This window comes from Mumia sp. ZJ1417 (genome assembly GCF_014127285.1).
Taxonomy (GTDB): Bacteria; Actinomycetota; Actinomycetes; order Propionibacteriales; family Nocardioidaceae; genus Mumia.
The window spans coordinates 2,669,953-2,688,990 of sequence record NZ_CP059901.1 but is presented as its reverse complement, the minus strand read 5'-3'; the positions used below and the strand labels follow the sequence as shown (position 1 = coordinate 2,688,990).

At 70.6% G+C, this 19,038-nt stretch carries 19 protein-coding genes; 8 read left to right on the top strand and 11 right to left on the bottom strand.

Annotated elements, in window-relative coordinates; translation table 11 throughout:
• Positions 1–21: 21 nt before the first annotated feature.
• A complete protein-coding gene (locus H4N58_RS13085) occupies positions 22–285 on the bottom strand; it encodes a hypothetical protein (RefSeq protein ID WP_167250346.1) in 264 nt (87 codons plus the stop codon).
• Positions 286–332: 47 nt separating this feature from the next.
• Between H4N58_RS13085 and H4N58_RS13080 the strand changes: the two genes are divergently transcribed.
• From H4N58_RS13080 to dusB, 6 genes are all read left to right on the top strand, one after another.
• Complete coding sequence (locus H4N58_RS13080) at positions 333–647, top strand: antibiotic biosynthesis monooxygenase family protein (protein WP_167250347.1); 315 nt, start codon at positions 333–335, stop codon at positions 645–647.
• Between the two features lie 39 nt (positions 648–686).
• Positions 687–1,679 (top strand): aldo/keto reductase, encoded by a 993-nt coding sequence (locus H4N58_RS13075; protein WP_167250349.1) that lies wholly within the window; start codon positions 687–689, stop codon positions 1,677–1,679.
• A gap of 169 nt (positions 1,680–1,848) precedes the next feature.
• The gene (locus tag H4N58_RS13070; protein ID WP_243842973.1) at positions 1,849–3,237 is read left to right on the top strand and encodes a glycine--tRNA ligase; all 1,389 of its coding nucleotides are present in this window, start codon (positions 1,849–1,851) and stop codon (positions 3,235–3,237) included.
• Positions 3,234–3,836 carry a hypothetical protein gene (locus H4N58_RS13065; RefSeq protein WP_167003722.1) on the top strand — a complete coding sequence of 201 codons (603 nt, stop codon included), beginning with the start codon at positions 3,234–3,236 and terminating at the stop codon, positions 3,834–3,836. The genes H4N58_RS13070 and H4N58_RS13065 overlap by 4 nt, the downstream gene beginning before the upstream one ends.
• A 22-nt stretch (positions 3,837–3,858) precedes the next feature.
• Positions 3,859–5,070 (top strand): pyridoxal phosphate-dependent aminotransferase, encoded by a 1,212-nt coding sequence (locus tag H4N58_RS13060; protein ID WP_167250351.1) that lies wholly within the window; start codon positions 3,859–3,861, stop codon positions 5,068–5,070.
• Positions 5,071–5,148: 78 nt separating this feature from the next.
• Positions 5,149–6,291 carry a tRNA dihydrouridine synthase DusB gene (gene dusB / locus H4N58_RS13055; RefSeq protein WP_370465449.1) on the top strand — a complete coding sequence of 381 codons (1,143 nt, stop codon included), beginning with the start codon at positions 5,149–5,151 and terminating at the stop codon, positions 6,289–6,291.
• A gap of 1 nt (position 6,292) precedes the next feature.
• On the opposite strand, the gene H4N58_RS13050 is transcribed toward dusB, so the two are convergent.
• From H4N58_RS13050 to H4N58_RS13040, 3 genes are read right to left on the bottom strand one after another with little or no spacing between them, the layout of a single operon-like run.
• Positions 6,293–7,498 (bottom strand): amidohydrolase family protein, encoded by a 1,206-nt coding sequence (locus tag H4N58_RS13050; protein ID WP_167003716.1) that lies wholly within the window; start codon positions 7,496–7,498, stop codon positions 6,293–6,295.
• 27 nt (positions 7,499–7,525) lie between these two features.
• A complete protein-coding gene (locus H4N58_RS13045; protein WP_167250355.1) occupies positions 7,526–8,941 on the bottom strand; it encodes a PH domain-containing protein in 1,416 nt (471 codons plus the stop codon).
• Complete coding sequence (locus H4N58_RS13040) at positions 8,925–9,416, bottom strand: PH domain-containing protein (RefSeq protein ID WP_167003711.1); 492 nt, start codon at positions 9,414–9,416, stop codon at positions 8,925–8,927. Before H4N58_RS13040 ends, H4N58_RS13045 begins: the two co-directional genes overlap by 17 nt.
• Before the next feature lie 174 nt (positions 9,417–9,590).
• Between H4N58_RS13040 and H4N58_RS13035 the strand changes: the two genes are divergently transcribed.
• Positions 9,591–10,664 (top strand): ABC transporter ATP-binding protein, encoded by a 1,074-nt coding sequence (locus H4N58_RS13035; RefSeq protein WP_167250357.1) that lies wholly within the window; start codon positions 9,591–9,593, stop codon positions 10,662–10,664.
• Positions 10,665–10,758: 94 nt separating this feature from the next.
• On the opposite strand, the gene nagB is transcribed toward H4N58_RS13035, so the two are convergent.
• From nagB to H4N58_RS13000, 7 genes are all read right to left on the bottom strand, one after another.
• Positions 10,759–11,538, bottom strand: a complete 780-nt coding sequence (gene nagB / locus H4N58_RS13030; protein ID WP_167250359.1) for a glucosamine-6-phosphate deaminase — start codon at positions 11,536–11,538, stop codon at positions 10,759–10,761.
• Complete coding sequence (locus H4N58_RS13025; RefSeq protein ID WP_167250361.1) at positions 11,526–12,500, bottom strand: ROK family protein; 975 nt, start codon at positions 12,498–12,500, stop codon at positions 11,526–11,528. The genes nagB and H4N58_RS13025 overlap by 13 nt, the downstream gene beginning before the upstream one ends.
• On the bottom strand, positions 12,497–13,984 hold the full coding sequence (locus H4N58_RS13020) for a glycoside hydrolase family 3 protein (RefSeq protein WP_167003703.1): 1,488 nt from the start codon (positions 13,982–13,984) through the stop codon (positions 12,497–12,499). Before H4N58_RS13020 ends, H4N58_RS13025 begins: the two co-directional genes overlap by 4 nt.
• Positions 13,981–14,847, bottom strand: a complete 867-nt coding sequence (locus H4N58_RS13015) for a carbohydrate ABC transporter permease (protein WP_167003701.1) — start codon at positions 14,845–14,847, stop codon at positions 13,981–13,983. Before H4N58_RS13015 ends, H4N58_RS13020 begins: the two co-directional genes overlap by 4 nt.
• The gene (locus H4N58_RS13010) at positions 14,844–15,794 is read right to left on the bottom strand and encodes a carbohydrate ABC transporter permease (RefSeq protein ID WP_167004927.1); all 951 of its coding nucleotides are present in this window, start codon (positions 15,792–15,794) and stop codon (positions 14,844–14,846) included. Before H4N58_RS13010 ends, H4N58_RS13015 begins: the two co-directional genes overlap by 4 nt.
• Positions 15,795–15,905: 111 nt before the next feature.
• A complete protein-coding gene (locus tag H4N58_RS13005; RefSeq protein WP_167250363.1) occupies positions 15,906–17,153 on the bottom strand; it encodes an extracellular solute-binding protein in 1,248 nt (415 codons plus the stop codon).
• A gap of 98 nt (positions 17,154–17,251) precedes the next feature.
• The gene (locus H4N58_RS13000; RefSeq protein WP_243842972.1) at positions 17,252–18,424 is read right to left on the bottom strand and encodes an ROK family transcriptional regulator; all 1,173 of its coding nucleotides are present in this window, start codon (positions 18,422–18,424) and stop codon (positions 17,252–17,254) included.
• A 266-nt stretch (positions 18,425–18,690) separates the two neighbouring features.
• Between H4N58_RS13000 and H4N58_RS12995 the strand changes: the two genes are divergently transcribed.
• On the top strand, positions 18,691–18,888 hold the full coding sequence (locus tag H4N58_RS12995; protein ID WP_167003697.1) for a hypothetical protein: 198 nt from the start codon (positions 18,691–18,693) through the stop codon (positions 18,886–18,888).
• The last annotated feature ends 150 nt before the right edge of the window (positions 18,889–19,038 follow it).

The following is a 19,038-nucleotide window of genomic DNA, read 5'->3' as shown; positions in this document are numbered from 1 at the left end:
TCGCCCCCTAAAAGACCGGTCTCAGCCCAGCACGGCGGTGAGGAAGCGCCCGACGGCCACGGCGACGAGGATGCCGACCACGAGGAGGCGGAGTCGCGCGAGGCCGGACGTCGGGTCGGGGGACCGGTATGCCATCCAACCCACGAAGGCGACGAGGACGAGCAGCGCGGGGATGCCGATCCACGGCGTGGCAGCCAAGCCGGTGATGAGCAGCACGGCCGCCACGACCGGGACAGCGACGCGCGCGCCGCGAGACATCAGCATGCGCTCGTACGGATCGCTCATGGCCGCCATCCTGCCGTACGGGCCCGGGGCGCCACTAGGCTGCGCGCGTGCTGGTCATCACGCGTTTCCGCGCCCCTTCCGAGCGAGCCGACGCCTTCGCCGCCGAGCTCCGCGCCGTGGTCGACGCGCTCGCCGCTCGTCCCGGCTACGTCCACGGCTTCGCCGGACGCAACCTGGACGACCCGACCCTGTGGACGCTCACCACCCGGTGGGAGAACGTCGGCGCCTACCGCCGTGCGCTGTCCTCGTACGACGTCAAAGTCGCGGCCGCGCGGCCGTACGCCCACGCGTTGGAGGAGCCGAGCGCCTACACCGATGCGTACGAGGATGTCGTCGACGACGACCCGACGGCGCGCCGTTGAGAGGGAATAGGTGAGCGGCGTCACATCTTGGGTGTCGGTATGAGCGTGAACGACATCATCCTGGGAGACGGGCTGCGCACCAGCCCGCAAGGTTTCGGCGCGATGGCGCTGACGACGGTGTACGGCGGAACCGACCCCGAGAGCGCCCTCGCGACGCTGGAGCACGCCGTCGACGTCGGGGTCACGTTCGTCGACACGGCGAACGTGTACGGCAACGGAACCAACGAGGAGCTCGTCGGCCGGCTACTCGCGAGCCGCCCGGGCCAGGTGCAGGTCGCGACGAAGTTCGGGGTCGCCGGCAACATCCGCGTCGGCGAGCGTGCCGCGCGTGGTGACGCCCCGTATGTCCGCGAGTGCGCCGAGGAGTCGCTGCGGCGGCTCGACACCGACGTGATCGACCTGTACTACCTCCACCGGGTCGACACCCAGGTCGAGATCGAGGAGACGGTCGGCGCGATGGCCGAGCTCGTCGCGGACGGCAAGGTCCGCCACCTCGGAGTCTCGGAGGTCACGGCCGACGAGCTGCGTCGCGCGCACGCCGTGCACCCGATCGCGGCCGTGCAGAGCGAGTGGTCGATCTGGAGTCGCGACGTCGAGCGTCACGTCGTGCCCGCCGCCGCCGAGCTCGGGGTCGGCTTCGTCCCGTACTCGCCGCTGGGGCGGGGCTTCCTCGCCGGCTCGGTCGGGACAGCGATCCCCGAGGGTGACATGCGCCGGACCTTCCCGCGCTTCGACGCCAGCAACCTCGACGCCAACCAGGTCGTGGTCGAGACCGTACGCCGGGTGGCGGGCGAGATGGGCGCGACGCCGGCGCAGGTGGCGTTGGCGTGGGTCCACGCGCAGGCAGAGCGGTGGGGCCTGCCCGTCGTGCCGATCCCCGGCACGCGCAGGGCTGAGCGGGTCGATGAGAACCTCGGCGCGCTGGCCGTACGGCTCGATGCCGACATGATGGCGACGCTGGACGAGGTGTCCGCTGCGGTCGTGGGCGGTCGGTCGGCCGATCCGACGTGGGTGTCGGCGGGTCGGGAGTAGGGGTCTCGACAGGCTCGACCATCGGGGGGTCTCGACCAGCGGGGTCGAAACCGCGGGGTCACTCTGCCCCCCGAGGGCGTCCGGTAGCCTGGACCGACCCACTCGGGCGCGGCACGCCACGGCGCGCCGCCGATGCCCGCCGACACCCAGCCGGAAAGCGAGTTCTCTCGTGCCTGCCTCCGTCATCGACAACGTCGTCAGCCTCTCGAAGCGCCGGGGGTTCGTCTTCCCCAGCGGTGAGATCTACGGAGGCACCCGCTCCGCCTGGGACTACGGTCCGCTGGGCGTCGAGCTCAAGGAGAACATCAAGCGCCAGTGGTGGCGTGCGATGGTGCAGCGCCGTGACGACGTCGTCGGCCTCGACTCCTCGGTGATCCTGCCCCGCAAGGTGTGGGAGGCCTCCGGCCACGTCGACGTGTTCACCGACCCGCTGATCGAGTGCCAGCACTGCCACAAGCGCTTCCGCCAGGACCACCTCCAGGAGGCGTACGCGGAGAAGAAGGGCATCGCCGATCCCGACGACGTCGCGATGTCCGACGTCGTCTGCCCGCACTGCGGCACGCGTGGCCAGTGGACCGAGCCGCGCCAGTTCTCTGGCCTGCTCAAGACCTTCCTCGGCCCGGTCGACTCCGAGGAGGGCATGCACTACCTCCGCCCGGAGACCGCTCAGGGCATCTTCGTCAACTTCGCGCTCGTGATGGCCGCCGCGCGCAAGAAGCCGCCGTTCGGCATCGCGCAGATGGGCAAGTCCTTCCGCAACGAGATCACGCCCGGCAACTTCATCTTCCGCACCCGTGAGTTCGAGCAGATGGAGATGGAGTTCTTCGTCAAGCCCGGCACCGACGAGGAGTGGCACCAGTACTGGATCGACGAGCGCATGCGCTGGTACACCGACCTCGGTGTGTCCGCCGACAACCTGCGTCTGTACGAGCACCCGCAGGAGAAGCTCTCGCACTACTCCAAGCGCACCGTCGACATCGAGTACCGGTTCCGCTTCGCCGGCTCGGAGTGGGGTGAGCTCGAGGGCGTCGCCAACCGCACCGACTTCGACCTCGGCACGCACTCCAAGCACTCGGGCAACGACCTCACGTACTTCGACCAGGAGCTCGGCGAGCGCTGGACCCCGTACGTCATCGAGCCCGCGGCCGGCGTCAACCGTTCGCTGATGGCGTTCCTCGTCGACGCCTACCGCGAGGACGAGGCCCCCAACGCCAAGGGCGGCGTCGACAAGCGCACGGTGCTCGCGCTCGACCCGCGCCTGGCGCCGATCAAGGCCGCGGTGCTTCCGCTGTCGCGCAACGAGCGCCTCAGCCCGGCCGCGCGCGACCTGGCCGCCGAGCTGCGCCAGTCGTGGAACGTCGACTTCGACGACGCCGGTGCGATCGGCCGCCGCTACCGCCGTCAGGACGAGATCGGCACGCCGTTCTGCATCACGGTCGACTTCGACACCCTCGACGACAACGCGGTGACGATCCGCGAGCGCGACACGATGACGCAGGAGCGGGTGGCCCTTGACCAGGTCACGGCCTACCTCGCTACGCGTCTGATCGGCGCATGAGGGCGCCTCGTACGGGCCGGCGCGCGGCGTTCGTCGCGCTGGCCGGTGCGACGGCACTCGTGCTCGGTGGGTGCAGCGGCGGCGACGAGGAGCCTGCGAAGGGCGCGTCCGAGGGCACGTCGGCCGTCGACGTCCCGGAGGGCGTGACGCTGACCGAGGCCGGCACCGAGGTCGCGGTCGGCAAGCCAGCGACGGTCGGCTATCCGGTGGGTGAGGCGGCCAGTGCGCTCACTGTGACGGTCGCCTCGGTGAAGCCGGGCAAGGCGAGCGACCTCTCGGGCTACGTCCTCGATCCCGCGTCCGCGGCCTCAACGCCCTACTACGTGTCGCTGGACCTCCGTAACGACGGTCCCGACCCGCTCGGCGGCGCGGCGGTCCCCGTGTACGGGTTCGACTCGACGAAGACGTTCTTCCCGCCGACGACGTTCGCGGGGGAGCCGTTCACACGCTGCCCCGGTGGTGCTTTGCCGAAGACGTTCGACGCAGGCGCGACCGCGAAGGCGTGCTTCGTGCTGCTCGTCCCACAGGGCGCCACGCTGAGCTCCGTGCAGCTGCGGACCGACGACCTCTCGAAGCCGGTCTCCTGGCCCGTGAGCTGAGTCACGCTGGCATGCTTGGTGCATGCGTGAGGTGATGCAGTCGACGAAGCTGGCGGACGTCCTGTACGACATCAGGGGTCCGGTGCTGGAAGAGGCCAGGCGTCTCGAGGACGAGGGCCACCGCATCCTCAAGCTCAACATCGGCAACCCGGCACCGTTCGGCTTCGAGGCTCCCGAGGAGATCCTCGTCGACATCATCGCCAACCTCCACCAGGCCCAGGGCTACAGCGACTCGCAGGGGCTGCTGCCGGCGCGCCGCGCGGTCGTGCAGCACTACGAGGAGCGCGTGCCCGGCATCGACGTCGACGACGTCTATCTCGGCAACGGCGTCTCCGAGCTCATCGTCATGGCGATGCAGGCGCTGCTCGACGACGGCGACGAGGTGCTCGTGCCGATGCCGGACTACCCGCTGTGGACGGCTGCGGTCAGCCTCGCGGGAGGCACGGCGGTGCACTACCGCTGCGACGAGGCTTCCGACTGGAACCCCGACATCGACGACGTCCGCGCCAAGGTCACCGACCGGACGAAGGCGATCGTCATCATCAACCCCAACAACCCGACGGGTGCGGTGTACTCGCCCGAGGTGCTGCGCGACCTCGTGCAGGTGGCGCGCGAGAACAACTTGATCGTCTACGCCGACGAGATCTACGACAAGATCCTGTACGACGACGCCGAGCACACCTGCGTGGCCTCGCTCGCCGAGGACCTCCTGTGCGTGACGTTCAACGGCCTCTCCAAGGCCTACCGGGTCGCGGGCTTCCGTAGCGGCTGGATGATCCTGTCGGGCCCCAAGCACCACGCGCGCTCGTACGTCGAGGGCCTCAACATGCTCGCGAACATGCGGCTGTGCCCCAACGTCCCCTCGCAGTACGCGATCGCGACGGCGCTCGGGGGACGGCAGTCGATCAACGACCTGCTGCTGCCGGGCGGTCGGCTGCTCGAGCAGCGCAACCGGGCGTACGAGCTGCTCACGGCGATCCCGGGGGTGACCTGCGTGAAGCCGAAGGGAGCGCTGTACATGTTCCCGAGGCTCGACCCCGAGGTCTATCCGATCGTCGACGACGAGAAGTTCGCGTACGAGCTGCTGCGGGAGCAGAAGCTGCTCATCGTGCAGGGGACGGGCTTTAACTGGCCGACCCCGGACCACTTCCGCCTCGTCACGCTGCCGCGCGTGGAGGACCTCGAGGACGCGATCGGCCGCATCGCGACGTTCCTGGAGACGTACGCCGCCTGAGTCCCGCGCCGCCGCCCTCGCCACGCCCCGACGCGGCGCCTGTGCGCGCGGTTGCACGCGCCTGGGAGAATGGACGCCATGCCCACCACCGCCCCCGTACGCCCGCCGCTGCGCCTCGGCACCCTCGAGGTCGCGACGCCGGTCGTGCTCGCGCCGATGGCAGGCGTCACCAACGCGGCGTTCCGGCAGCTGTGCGCCGAGCAGGGCGCCGGGCTCTACGTCTGCGAGATGATCACGTCGCGCGGGATCGTCGAGGGCGACCCGATCAGCCTGCGGATGCTCAGCTTCGCCGAGGCCGAGACGGTGCGGTCGGTGCAGCTGTACGGGATCGACCCCGTCTACATCGGCAAGGCGGTGCAGATCCTCTGCGAGGAGCACGGCGTCGGCCACGTCGACCTCAACTTCGGCTGTCCCGTCCCGAAGGTGACCCGCAAGGGCGGGGGAGCGGCGCTGCCGTGGAAGGCGACGCTGCTCGGCGAGATCCTCACCGAGGCGGTGCGCGCGGCGAGCCCGTACGGGGTCCCGGTCACGATGAAGACCCGCAAGGGCATCGACGACGACCACCTCACGTACCTCGATGCAGGGCGCATCGCGCAGGACGCGGGGTGTGCCGCGATCGCGCTGCACGGGCGTACGGCGGCGCAGCACTACTCCGGTCAGGCCGACTGGGATGCGATCGCGACCCTCAAGCAGGCCGTCGACATCCCCGTCCTCGGCAACGGCGACATCTGGGAAGCCTCCGACGCCCTCGCGATGATCGAGCAGACCGGCGCCGACGGCGTCGTGGTCGGACGCGGCTGCCTGGGGCGCCCGTGGCTGTTCCGCGACCTGGCGGCCGCGTTCGCCGGTGAGCAGGAGACGGCGATGCCGAGCCTCGGTGAGGTGGCCGCCTGGATGCGCCGGCATGCCGAGCTGCTCGCGGCGGACATGGGGGAGGAGCGGGGCTGCATCGAGTTCCGCAAGCACGTCGCGTGGTACCTCAAGGGCTTCCGTGCCGGTGGGCAGATGCGACACGCGCTGGCGACGATCAGCTCGCTGGCCGACCTGGACGCGCTGCTGGCCGACCTTGATCACAACGAGCCGTACCCGATCGGTGAGCTCGGCAAGCCACGCGGCCGTCAGGGCAACCCCAAGCGCGTCGCGCTGCCGGACGGGTGGTTGACCTCGCGCGAGGTCAGCCGCATCGATCCCGCGGCCGAGGACGCCACCTCCGGCGGTTGAGCTAGGCGGAGAGGCCCACCGGGACACCGGCCCGTACGACGGTCCGCGGACGCGACTCGTCCCACAGCACTTCGACGTCGTCCATCGGGTCGGCGGCCAGGGCGACGAGGTCCGCCGGCGAGCCCACCGCGAGCCGACCGAGCTCCGGCCGCCGGAACAGCGCGGCGTTGACCGTTGTGAGCGAGCGCAGCAGGGCCTCGGGCGTCTGCACCTCGGCCTGCAGCTGCAGACCGCGCAGCTGGTCGTTCTCGAGGTCGCCCATCAGGTCGCTGCCGAACCCGACCGGGACACCAGCCTCGGTGGCCAGCGTGATGGCGTCCTTGCCCGAGCCGAGCACCTCGGCGTTCTTGGCGCGACCCACGGGCGACAGCCCGACCTCGTCGGCGCGTCGGGCCATGGAGTCGTACGCGACCAGGGTCGGAACGAGATAGGCGCCGTGCTCGGCCATCGTCCGTGCCGCGGCGGAGTCGATGAGGTTGCCGTGCTCGATCGAGCGGACGCCGTGGGTGACCGAGTGGATGACGGCCTCGCTCGAGTAAGAGTGCGCGGCGACATAGCTGCCGCGCCGGGTTGCCTCGTCTACGACCGCGGCGATCTCCTCCGCCGAGTACTGGGGGATACGGATCGGGTCGACCGGTGACACGACGCCGCCCGACGTCATGATCTTGATGACGTGGGCACCCTGCTGGAAACGCCGCCGGACGGCGCGGCGGAGGTCGTCGACCCCGTCCACGATCTCGTTCATGTGGCCCTCGTGGAAGCACACGTCGAGGTCCGCCGGACGGGGGTCGCCGTGACCGCCGGTCTGACTGAGCGCCGGCCCGCTGTAAAGGTAGCGAGGAGCGGCGACCAGCTGCTGATCGAGCGCCTGCGCGAGGCCGGCGTCACCGCCGGCCACGTCGCGGACCGTGGTGAACCCGCGTGCGAGGGCCGCACCGAGGCGTCTCGTCGCATTGATCGCGACGAAGCTCAGCGCGCGGCGTTCGAGCTCGAGCCCACCCATGCACGTGCTGAACGCGTGGAAGTGGGCGTCCAAGAACCCGGGCACGACCGTGGCTCCGCCGAGGTCGAGCGCCGGTGCCTCGGTCGCCCCGACGCTCCCGATCTCTTCGATGACACCCCTCTCGACGAGGAGGTCGCCCTCGACGACCGAGCCGCTCTCGGGATCGCGGAAGCGACCGTTGCGCAGGACCAGGCTGCCGCTCATACCGCAGCACGATACCGGCGGCGGCCGTCAGCTCTCCCCGAGAGCCTCGCGTGCCTCGCGCGCCAGGGCCAGCTGCTTCTCGGCCAGCCCGCGTACGTCCGCCGAGGCCAGGGAGCGCCCCATCGCCTCGACCGGGCCGTCCGGCGTGTGCACGGTCAGGTCGGCCACGCCGCGCCACCGCTGGAGCGGACCCTGGGTGATCACGACGGACTGCGTCTTGGCGTGCGGGACGACGTCCGTACGGTGCGTCACCCATCCGCGGTCGGCGACGAACGCGTGCGCGTCGGACCCTGCGGACCGGAAGCGCCACCCGATCGGCGCGAACAGCCGCGAGCGTCTCGGAGCGCGAGCCCGCGGGACCGTCTCGGGATCGACGTCGGCGAACAGCTCGCCCAGCACCATCCGGACCTCCTGCGGCGTCGCCACGGGAACGAGCGTCGCGCTGCTGCCTCCGCCGTCGGTGTCGCGTGACGCACCGGCCACGGTGACGTCGGCGCGCTCGAGGTGCAGCGGGCGCCACAGCGCGGCCTGGTGCACGACGACGGCCTGCACCCGGTCGTACGGGATCGTCTGCGAGATCCGCGACAGCAGGCCGCGCGTCACGTGGAGCCCGGTGGGTGCGCGTCGCAGCGTGAAATCCCACTGGGCGATCACGCGCGACATGATCACCTGCCCGGCCCAGAACAGGAACGGCAGCAGGCCGACGATCACGAACCCGGGGAACACGAGGCCGACGACGAGCAGGACGAGCATGAACGCCGCGGGCGTGAGGAACTCCGCCGACAGCAGGGTCGCCACCACCAGCCGCACCGGGCGGACGACGAGGATCGGAGGTGAGAGATCGACGTGCGGTCCTTGCACCGCGACGCCGCCGTCGGGCTGGCCCGGCTCGCCCTCGGCTGTCTGGCTCGGCGCGGGAGCACCGACGGCCTGCGAGCCCGCCTCGTAGGCGCGCTGGAGCAGGAGGTGACGCAGGCGGTCGGCGTCGCTGTGGCGCAGGTACTGCAGGGAGAGCCGCGAGTCGTCACCGCCCGCGAGCTCGATGCGCAGCTCGCACAGGCGGAAGATCCGGGCGGCGAAGGGCTCGGCGATGTCGACCGACTGGATGCGCTCGTACGGGGCACGCCGTGACTTGCGCGTCAGGATGCCGCTCTCGATGCGGATCTCACGGCCGTCGATGAAGTAGCGGGTGAAGCGCCACGAGAGGTAGCCGAACACGACCCCGAGCAGCGCCGCCACGCCGACGAGCGCCAGGCCGACCCACAGGACCGAGAGCAGGCTGCGGTCGCCGCCGCCCTCGAGGACGTCGCGGCCGAAGGCGAACAGGCCCGCGGCGACCCAGATCCAGACCCGGACGAACGCGCTCGCCGGGTGCGTACGCTGCCCTTGTGCCGCCGGCGGCTGCTCGAACGGGGCGGCCTGCGGCTCAGATTCCGGAGCCACGGGTCTTGCCCAGCTCGGTGAGGCGGTCGCGCAGACGGACGGCGTCGTCGGCGGTCACCCCGGGGATCACCGCCGAGGTGTTGGACGACGCCGTGTGCAGCGAGACCTTCGCGATGCCGTAGGAGCGCTCGATCGGGCCGGCAGTCACGTCGACGTACTGGACTCGCCCGTACGGGACGGCGACGATCCGCCGCCACGCGACACCGTGGCGTACCCACAGGTCCTCGGCGTTCTCGGCGAACCCCCACGCGGCCTGGTTGCGTGCCGCCCAGAGCCAACCCCAGACGATCCCGGCGACGGCGGCGACCGCGATGAGCGCCACGAGCCACCACCACTGGAGGAGCAGGGCGACGGCGACGCACGCGATCACGGCGGGGATCGTGATCCAGAGGACGAGCATCAGCCGGTGGAGCGTACGGAGCTTGACCGAGACCGGCTGCCACGCACCTGCAGGCGGGTCGAAGAGGGAGTCCACGCGCCGACACTACCCGTGCGGCGGCCGAGCCTTGTGCGGGTCGGTCACGATTCCGCACACGCCATGGACGGATAAGTCCTCCTCGGCAACAATAGGCGCAGACCCGGACCCGGGTCGTCTCCACTTCACTCGGATCGTGCGGCCCGTTCCTGCCGCTGAAGGGATGTATCAGTCATGGCATCTGTCACCTTCCAGAAGGCGACCCGCATCTTCCCGGGCCAGGATCGCCCGGCCGTCGACGAGCTCGAGCTCGAGGTCGCGGACGGGGAGTTCCTCGTCCTCGTCGGCCCGTCGGGCTGCGGCAAGTCCACCTCGCTGCGGATGCTCGCGGGGCTCGAGGAGGTCGACGCCGGCCGCATCCTCATCGGCGACCGCGACGTCACGGACCTCGCACCGAAGTCGCGCGACATCGCGATGGTCTTCCAGAACTACGCGCTCTACCCGCACATGTCGGTCGCCGAGAACATGGGGTTCGCGCTCAAGATCGCCGGCACCCCGAAGGCGGAGATCAAGCAGCGTGTCGCGGAGGCGGCCGAGATGCTGGGCCTCACCGAGTACCTCGCGCGCAAGCCGAAGGCCCTGTCCGGTGGGCAGCGCCAGCGCGTCGCGATGGGCCGCGCTATCGTCCGCTCGCCGCAGGTCTTCCTCATGGACGAGCCGCTGTCGAACCTGGACGCCAAGCTCCGCGTCCAGACCCGCGCCCAGATCGCGCAGCTGCAGCGCCGGCTCGGGACGACGACGGTCTACGTCACGCACGACCAGGTCGAGGCGATGACGCTGGGTGACCGCGTCGCGGTGATGAAGGACGGCGTGCTCCAGCAGATCGACACGCCGCGCGCCACGTACGACAAGCCGAACAACGTCTTTGTGGCGGGCTTCCTCGGCTCGCCGGCGATGAACCTCTTCGACGTGCCCGTGACCGAGGGAGGCGTGAAGGTCGGCGACACCGTGGTGCCGGTGGCACGCGAGGTGCTCGCGCAGACAGACTCCCCGGTGGTCACGCTCGGCGTCCGCCCGGAGGACATGACGCTCGGCGACCGCGGCATCGCGACCGTGGTCGACGTGGTCGAGGAGCTGGGTTCCGACGCGTTCGCGTATGGCCACACCAAGCACGGGGAGAACGACCAGACCCTCGTCTCGCGCGTCAACTGGCGTACGCCTCCGCAGATCGGCGAGGTCGTCAACCTCACCGCCGATCCCGAGCGCGTGCACGTCTTCTCGAAGGAGACCGGGCTCCGTCTCGGCTGAGGCCGAGGTCCCGTCCCCGATTCGGGCGGTTCTCCACCGAACCTGCGACCGGGTTCGGTGGAGAACTGCCCGAATCGCGGACGGGACGGGACCCTCAGAAGCCCTGCCAGGCGGGCTTGCGCGCGAACGTGTGCCGGTAGTAGTCCGCGAAGTCCAGGCGCGACGCCGCCGCGTCGTCCACGAACACGGTCGCGTGCGGGTGCCACTGGAGGATCGACGCGGGGCAGCGCGCCGACAACGGCCCCTCGACCGCGGCCGCAATCGCGTCGGCCTTGCCCTCGCCGGTCGCGACCAGCACGAGGTGGCGCGCCTCGCGGATGGTGCCGAGGCCCTGGGTCAGCACATGGGTCGGCACCTCGTCGACGGAGGCGAAGAAGCGCGCGTTGTCCTGGCGGGTCTGCTCCGTCAGCGTTTTGGGCCGGGTGCGTGACGCCAGCGACGACATGGGTTCGTTGAACCCGATGTGACCGTCGGTCCCGATCCCGAGCAGCTGCACGTCGATGCCGCCCGAGGCCGCGATCGCCGCGTCGTAGCGGGAGCACTCGGCAGCAAGGTCGGATGCCTCGCCGTGCGGAGAGTGCACCTGCGCCGGGTAGAGGTCGACGTGCTCGGTCAGCTCCCGCCGGATCACCGCGGCGTACGACTCCGGGTGCGACGCAGGCAGTCCGACGTACTCGTCGAGCAGGAACGCCGTCGCGTGCGCAAACGACAGCCCGTGCTCGCGGTGCCGCCGGATCATCTCCTGGTAGGCGGCCAGCGGCGAGGAGCCGGTCGCCAGCCCGAGCACGGGCGCGGGGCCGCGAAGCACAGCCTCGTACACGTCCGCGACGTGCTGGCCGATCTCCTCGGCGGACGCGCAGATCACGACCTCCACGACGACAGTCCTTCCTCGTCGGACGCACCCTCGGACGCACCCTCGGGCGCGGCCAGCTCGGCAGCCCCGAGCGCGGCGGCAGGGTAGGCCTGCGGCAGCGCGGTCGTCCGGTCGCGCAGCCGCAGGCTCGCGACGAACGGCGACACGCCCTCGGTGGCGTCGAGCTGGGCGAACAACGGTTCCATGACCCGTGCGCCGAGCCGCATCACGCCACCGGCGAGGACGACGTGCGCGGGGTCGACGCTCAGGGTGACGATGCGGATCGCCTCACTGAGCCAGTGCACGAACGAGTCACGGATCGCGAGCGCGCGCTCGTCTCCCGCGTCGGCGGCGTCGAACAGCGCAGCCGGCTGCGGGCCGGGACCGCCGTACGGCCACTGGCGGGCGAGCCCGCGGCCCGACGCGTACAGCTCGAGGCATCCGTGCTGCCCGCACGTGCACCGGGGCCCGTCTTCCACGACGGAGAGGTGCCCGACCTCGCCGACCACCCCGTACGCTCCGCGGCGCAGGCGCCCGTCCAGCACGAAGCCGGCAGCGAGCCCGGTGCCGACCGAGATGAGTGCAACGTCATCAGGCTGCCCCTGCTCGGAGAGCCACGTGGCGACCCCGCGGGCGGCGGCGTTGACGTCGTTGTTCACCGTGACCGGCACCGACAGCGCGCTCGTCAGGGCGCCGCGCAGGTCAAATGCTGCATCGATGTCGAGGTTGACCGCGTTGGTGAGGACGCCGGCAGCGTCGACCGCCCCCGGGATGCCGGCACCGACGGCGGCCAGCGTCGTCCCAGCCGGAAGCGCCTCGACGAGGTGCTTCACGACCTCCAGCGAGGTCGCGACGACACCCGCAGGGCCGACGACGGTCGGCATCCGCACGTCGGCGAGGACCTCTCCGGGGCGCGTCACGTCTGCGGCGATCCCGTGGACCTTGGTGCCGCCGATGTCGAGCCCGATCCTGACGGCGGTCATCGTTCCTCTCCGGTCGACTCGGCGAGCGCGGACGCGATCGCCGTACCCACGACCCGTGACACCGTCGCCGATGCACCCCACCCGCGGACGACGCGGGGGAGTGTCATGACCTCGGGTGAGGGCCACCCGAGCTCGACGACGAGAGTGTCGGGTCGCTGCTCCACGAGGGAGCGCAGCCAGGTCCACGCGCGGTCGTCGGCGGCGGCTGAGCGAGCCACCACGATGACCGGCCCGTCGTACGAGGCGACCTCCGCGACGTCGAGGCCGCCGTCCGCACCCGGCACGAGCGTCGTCGCGTCGATCCCCAGGTCTCCCCAGGCAGCGCCGCCGACGGCCATGTTGGCGCCGGTCTCGAGCCGGACGACCAGCGGCGTGCCGGGACGAAAGGTACCGATCTCGTCGAGGACGGCAGCAGCCGCCGTACCGCCGAGCGTCAGCCCGCGGTCGACGACGGCGGGATCTGCGGGGACGACGTCGGTCCCGTACGAGGCGGCGAGGGCGTCGACACGGGCGGCAGCGTCGTGCAGCCGCGCGGCGGACAGGTCGCCGGACGCCACCGCGGCGACGATCGCGGCGACGACGTCCCGTACGTCGTCAGGTCCGCGGCCTCTCAGCGACGGGCCGATGCACAGCAGATCGGCTCCCGCGGCGAGCGAGGCGACCGCCGCGGCAGGGATGCCGATCGTCGCGCTCGCTCCTGCCATGTCGAGCGCGTCGGTGACGATCACGCCGTCGAAGCCGAGTTCGTCGCGCAGCAGCCCCGTGAGGATCGCGTGGCTCAGAGTCGCGGGGCGGTCTGCGTCGAGGGCCGGCAGCACGATGTGCGAGGTCATGATCGTGGCGGCACCAGCCTCGATCGCCGCGACGAACGGCACGAGCTCGCGTGCGCGCAGCGTCTCCAGGTCGGCGTCGACCCGGGGGAGCGCGAGGTGCGAGTCAGCCTCGGTGTCGCCGTGGCCGGGGAAGTGTTTGACGCACGCCGCGACGCCCTGCTCCTGGAGCCCGCCGACCCACGCGGCGGTGTGCCGCGCGACGAGATCCGGGGTGTCACCGAAGCTGCGCGTGCCGATGACGGGGTTGCGCGGGTTGGAGTTGATGTCCGCGTCGGGGGCGAGGTTGAGCCAGATGCCGGCGCTCTTCAGCGTGGCGCCGATCGCCGCGGCCACGGCGTCGGTGGTGGCGGGGTCGTCGTACCGGCCGAGCACGGCGTTGCCCGGGTACGGGCTGCCAGTGGCGTAGTGCAGGCGCGTGACGTCGCCGCCCTCCTCGTCCAGCGCGAGGGTCAGAGCAGGGGAGAGGGCGCTGACCTCGCGGGCGAGGGTGAGCGCGTCGGCCGGGTCGGCGGTCAGGTTGTTGCCGTACAGGCAGATCCCGCCCAACCCGTCCTCGACCAGCCCGGGCAGCCAGGCTGGGACGTCGGGGCCCTCGAAGGCGCCGAGAACCACCCGATGCGCGGCGCGGCGCACGGCGGCGTCGGGGCTCATCCCTTGACCGCCCCGGAGACCATGCCGCTGGTCATCTTGTTCTGGACGAACATGAACAGCCCGATCACCGGCACGGCGACGAGTGTGGCACCGGCCATCACTGCTGGCCAGTCGATTGCCTGGTTGGAGACCGTCGTCATGCCCTGCAGCCACAGTGGGATCGTACGGTTGGACGGGTCCATGACGACGGTCGCGAGAGTGATCTCGTTCCAGCACTGGAGGAATCCGTACACGCCCGAGGCGACCAGACCGGGCGCCAGCAGCGGGAACGTGATCGTGAAGAACGCACGGAAGCGGCTGCAGCCGTCCACCATCGCCGCCTCCTCGAGCTCGGCCGGTACGCCGGCGACGAACCCGCGCAGCATCCACACCGTGAACGGCAGGATCATCGCGAGGTAGAGCAGCGTGAGCCCGGCGACCGTGTTGAACAGGCCCCAGCCGGACAGCATCTTGTACTGCGAGATGAACAGCGCCTCCGCAGGGATCATCTGCACGACGAGGATGACGATGATGAACGCGCCCTTGCCGCGGATGCGGAAGCGCGAGATCGCCAGCGCCGCGAGGAACGCGAACGCCAGGCCTGCGACGACCGCGAGGACCGTGACGGTGAGGCTGAGCTGCATCGAGTGCCAGAACGACGCGTCGACCACGCGCCCGTACGCGTCCGTGCTCGCCTCGTCGTTGAACGGGAGCCACGCCGGGTCGGGAGCCCGTAGACGGCTGCTGCTCTGGAACGAGCTGTTGACCATCCAGTAGACGGGGAACGCCCACACGGCCGCGACCAGGATCGCGACGGCGCTGGAGAGCCTGCGGCCCTTGCGAGGACGGCGACGGCGGAGTGTCGGGGTAGCGGGTGCGGTCATGACGCGCGCTCCTCACGCAGCAACGAACGGACGTAGCCGAACGTCAGGACGAGTGTCAGAAGCAGCATGAGCATCGCCACGGCAGAGGCCATGCCGTACTCGCTCTGCGCGACGCCGAGCTGATAGAGGTAGGTGCCGAGCAGGTTCGTCTCGCTCACCGTGCCGCCCGCGCCTTGGAGGTACTTGATCTGCGCGAACAGGCGCAGGTCCCACACGATTTGCAGCAGCATCACGATCGAGAGCACCGGGCGGATCGTCGGCAGGACGATGAAGCGGAACCGCTGGGTCCGCGAGGCGCCGTCGAGCTGCGACGCCTCGAGCGTCTCCTCGGGCACCTGCGTCAGCGCCGCGTACAAGCTGAACGCCACGAACGGCACGCTCATCCAGACCACGATCACGCCGGCGACGAGGAAGAAGGTCCACGGGTTCGCGAGCCACGAGTAGCCGTCGAACGAGGCGAACCCGACCTTCACCAGCAGCCAGTTGACGACGCCGTAGCGGGTGTCGAACAGCCAGTTCCACACCGTCAGGCTGGCGATCAGCGGGCTCGCCCACGCGGCGAGCAGCGAGACCTGCAAGATGATGCGGGCGGCCGTGGACACCTGGCGCATCAGCAGCGCGAGCGCCATCCCGATCACCATCGTCAGGGAGGCCGCGGCGAAGCAGAAGGCCACCGAGCGGGCGATGACGAGCCACGTCGTCTTGTCGGTGAGGACGTGGACGTAGTTGTCGAGTCCGATCCAGCCCGGTTCTGCGGTGCCGAACTGCTGGGCCAGGCCGAACTCCTGGAACGACATGAGGATCTGGCGGACCAGCGGGTAGCCGAGACCGAGGGCCAGCGTGAGCAGCGCAGGGACGAGCAGGAGGTACGGAGCGGGGCGCCGCCGCCGGTTCCGCAGCGGCGGGGGATCCGCCTCAGTCTCCGTCGGGGGCGCGTCGTAGGTCATCGCCTGAGCCATGGTCTGCCTGTCGTGGTGAAGGGGTACGGGGCCCGTCGCGGCGGGGGAGTCGCGACGGGCCCCGTACCTGGTCGTACGTACGGGACGAGTCCCGAGGGCCTACTTGTTGAGGATGGCCTCGAGCTTCGCGTCGTACTCCTTGGCGGTCTTCGCGACGTCCTCGCCGCCGGCGAGCTTGCCGAAGAACTCCTCCATCACCTGCGTCGTCTCGACCTCGGTCCAGTGCGGGGAAGTCGGGGTCAGCTTGGAGTTCGAGGCAGCCGCGATCGACGCCTGAGCGAACTCGTCGTCACCCATCTTGGCCGTGAACTCCGGGTTCGCCGGGCCGAGACCGTTCTCGGCGAGCATCGTCTGGTACTCGTCGCTGTAGATGAGCTTCAGCAGCGCGTACGCCTCGTCCTGCTTCTTGGACTTGGCCGAGATGCCGATGTTGGAGCCGCCCGCGAACACCGGCGCGGCGTTGCCGTCAGTGCCCGGCAGTGCAAAGCCGCCCAGGTCGGTGGCCATCTCCTCGGGGACGCTCCAGCGTGCCCAACCCGGCGCCATGAACATCGCGGCCTCGCCGTTGTTGTACGGAACCCACGCCTCGGCGTCGAGCCCGTCCTTCGGGGCGGCGCTGGCGTTGTCGGAGAGGTTCTTCCACTCCTCGAGGCCCTTGACGCTCTCGGGGGAGGAGAGCTTGCCGACCCAGCTGTCACCCTCCTGGGCGGCGATGTCGCCACCGTTGGCGAACAGCCACGAGATGCCGTTGCGCCAGTCCTGGCCGGGAACCCAGAAGCCCGAGTAGTCCTTGCCGCCCTTGGCCTTGAGCGTGACCGCGGCCTTGTTGAACTCGGCGAGAGTCTTCGGCGGCGTGATGCCGGCGTCGGCGAAGGCCTTCTTGCTGTAGAAGACGTAGCGCGAGCCCCAGTAGTAAGGAAGGGCGAACTGCTTGCCGTCGTACGAGCCGGCCTCGACGAAGCTCTCCGGCGCGATGGTGTCGCCGAGGTCGCTCACCTTGTCGGTGAGGTCGGTGAACGCGCCGACCGATGTGAAGGTCGCCGCCTGCGTGTTGCCGACCTCGAAGACGTCGGGCGTCTGGTTCTCGTCGCTCAGTGCGGTCTGCAGTCGCGGGATCAGCTGGCCCCAGTCGATGCGCTCGATCTTGAGGTCGGTGCCCTCGTTCTGGGCCTCGTACTCCTTCTCGAGCCACTTGGTCAGGTCCTCGGGCGTGTCGGTCTCGCCGGCGAGCCAGAGCTTGACGACCTGGGTGCCCGGCGCGGAGTCGTCGCCGGAGTCGGAGCCGCAGGCGGTGAGGGCGAGTGCGGAAGCCACACCCAGCGCCGCCAGTCGAGTCAGATTCTTCATTTGTTTCGTTCCTTCGGGGGTGAGAGGGCCGCGGCCGGCCATCTGGTGAGGGGTGGGTGACGACACAGGAGTGCGATCGCGTGGCGACGGATCCGGTGTCAGACCACCCCTAGCTGGGCGAAGCGGACCTGAGCCGCTGCACCCGTGAGGACGACGTCCCGCGCGAGCGAGGCCATCCGCACGTCAAGGTTCTCGGCGACGACCGGCATGCTCCGTTCGACCACCGCAGCGCGGACTGCCTCCAGGAGGGGGCCGTCCAGCAGCTCGACGGGGCCGTAGAGCACGACATCGGTGATGCCGAGGGTGGTGACGATGGGAGCGAGGACGGTCCCCAGCGTCGTGCCGACCGTGCGCAGCTCCGCGTCGGCGGCGTTGGGCGCCGCGTCGGCGAGGCGGTCACGGAGGCGAGGGATCGCGAGCACCGTCTCGAGGCAGCCGCGGTTGCCGCAGGCGCACGGGGTGCCGCCGGGCTCGACGACCACGTGGCCGACCTCGCCGGCCGACAGCAGCGGGCCGCCGAGCATCGCGCCGTCCATGAGGATGCCGCCACCGACGCCGAGGCCGATGGCGACGAGCAGGAGTCCGTCGGCGTTGCCGGCGCCGAAGGTGCACTCGGCGAGGGCGGCGATGTTCGCGTCGTTCGCGATCGACACCGGCAGGCCGACGCGGTCGCTGACGATCTCGGCGAGCGGGAGCTCGTACCAGCCGAGGTTGGGGGCCTGACGGACGACGCCTCGGTGGTCGACGACGCCGGGGGTGCCGATGCCGACTCCCAGGACGGGACGCGGGGAAGCGTCGACGAGGGAGCGGACCAGCGCGACGACGAGGTCGACGGCGTCCTCGCCCCGGGCGTCACCGAGCGCGGCGCTGTCTCGCGCGACGATCTGACCTTCGAGATCCATGAGCGCGCCGCGGAGGATCGTGTCGTCGGAGAGGTCGAGCGCGGCGATGAGCACCGCGTCGGAGACGAGACCGAGCAGGGTTGCAGGCTTGCCGGGACGAGCACCGGGCTTGGTGCCGAGCTCGGCGACGAGACCGTCGGCAAGGAGCTCGGTGACCAGGTCGGAGACGGTGACGCGGGTCAGGGACGTGGCGCGCGCGAGGTCGGCGCGACTGAGCGACCCCTCGTCTGCGAGGCACTGCAGGAGCAGCGAGAGGTGGTGCCGCCGGGTGTCGGCGGGCAGCACCTTGTCGGTCGCGCGGCGGGCTGGACGCTGCCGCAGGGGAGGCATCGTCCGGGCTTCGCCGGGGAGGGTGGTCCGCTCGATCACGTTGTTAGTTCAGCCTACTAACAAACCTTCGGTCAAGCGTCGTGGGCATTTCGTTATCTTCGCCTCGCCTCGGCTCGCGCGCCCCGCACCGGCCGTCGGTCGCTCGGTGTCCACGGCGCCGGTCTGGGGGGTGACGTCGCCGGGGCCACATTGACCGGGTACGTCACCAGGTGCGACACTGGGAGACGGCGTAGTCCGCCGTCCCGGCTCGCTTCTCGCGGATCGGCGCGTGCGCCACCTGCTCACTCCCGATGCGAAGGATTCCGATGGCCAAGGCTCTCCTCGGCTACGTGGCGACGCCGAACGTTCACCAGGCCCGCGAGGCGCAGCTCCGACGCCGCATCGCCGATCTCGAGGCCGAGGTGATCCGGCTCAAGCACGAGAACGACGAGCTGGTCGCCGGCTCCGACCTCGGTCCCGTGGACCTCTCGACCGCCGATCTTCTCGAGCCCGCCCGCTCCTGATCCGCGGTTCCCGGTGCGCGTCTCCTGTCGCGCTGCCCGGGCGTGGCGCGACGGACCACCCCCGTCGGTCACCTACTCTGAGGACGGCATCCTTCCCCGCTGCCCGTAGCCGACCGGCTGCACTTCAGCGCCGTCCGACCGTCGTCGTGC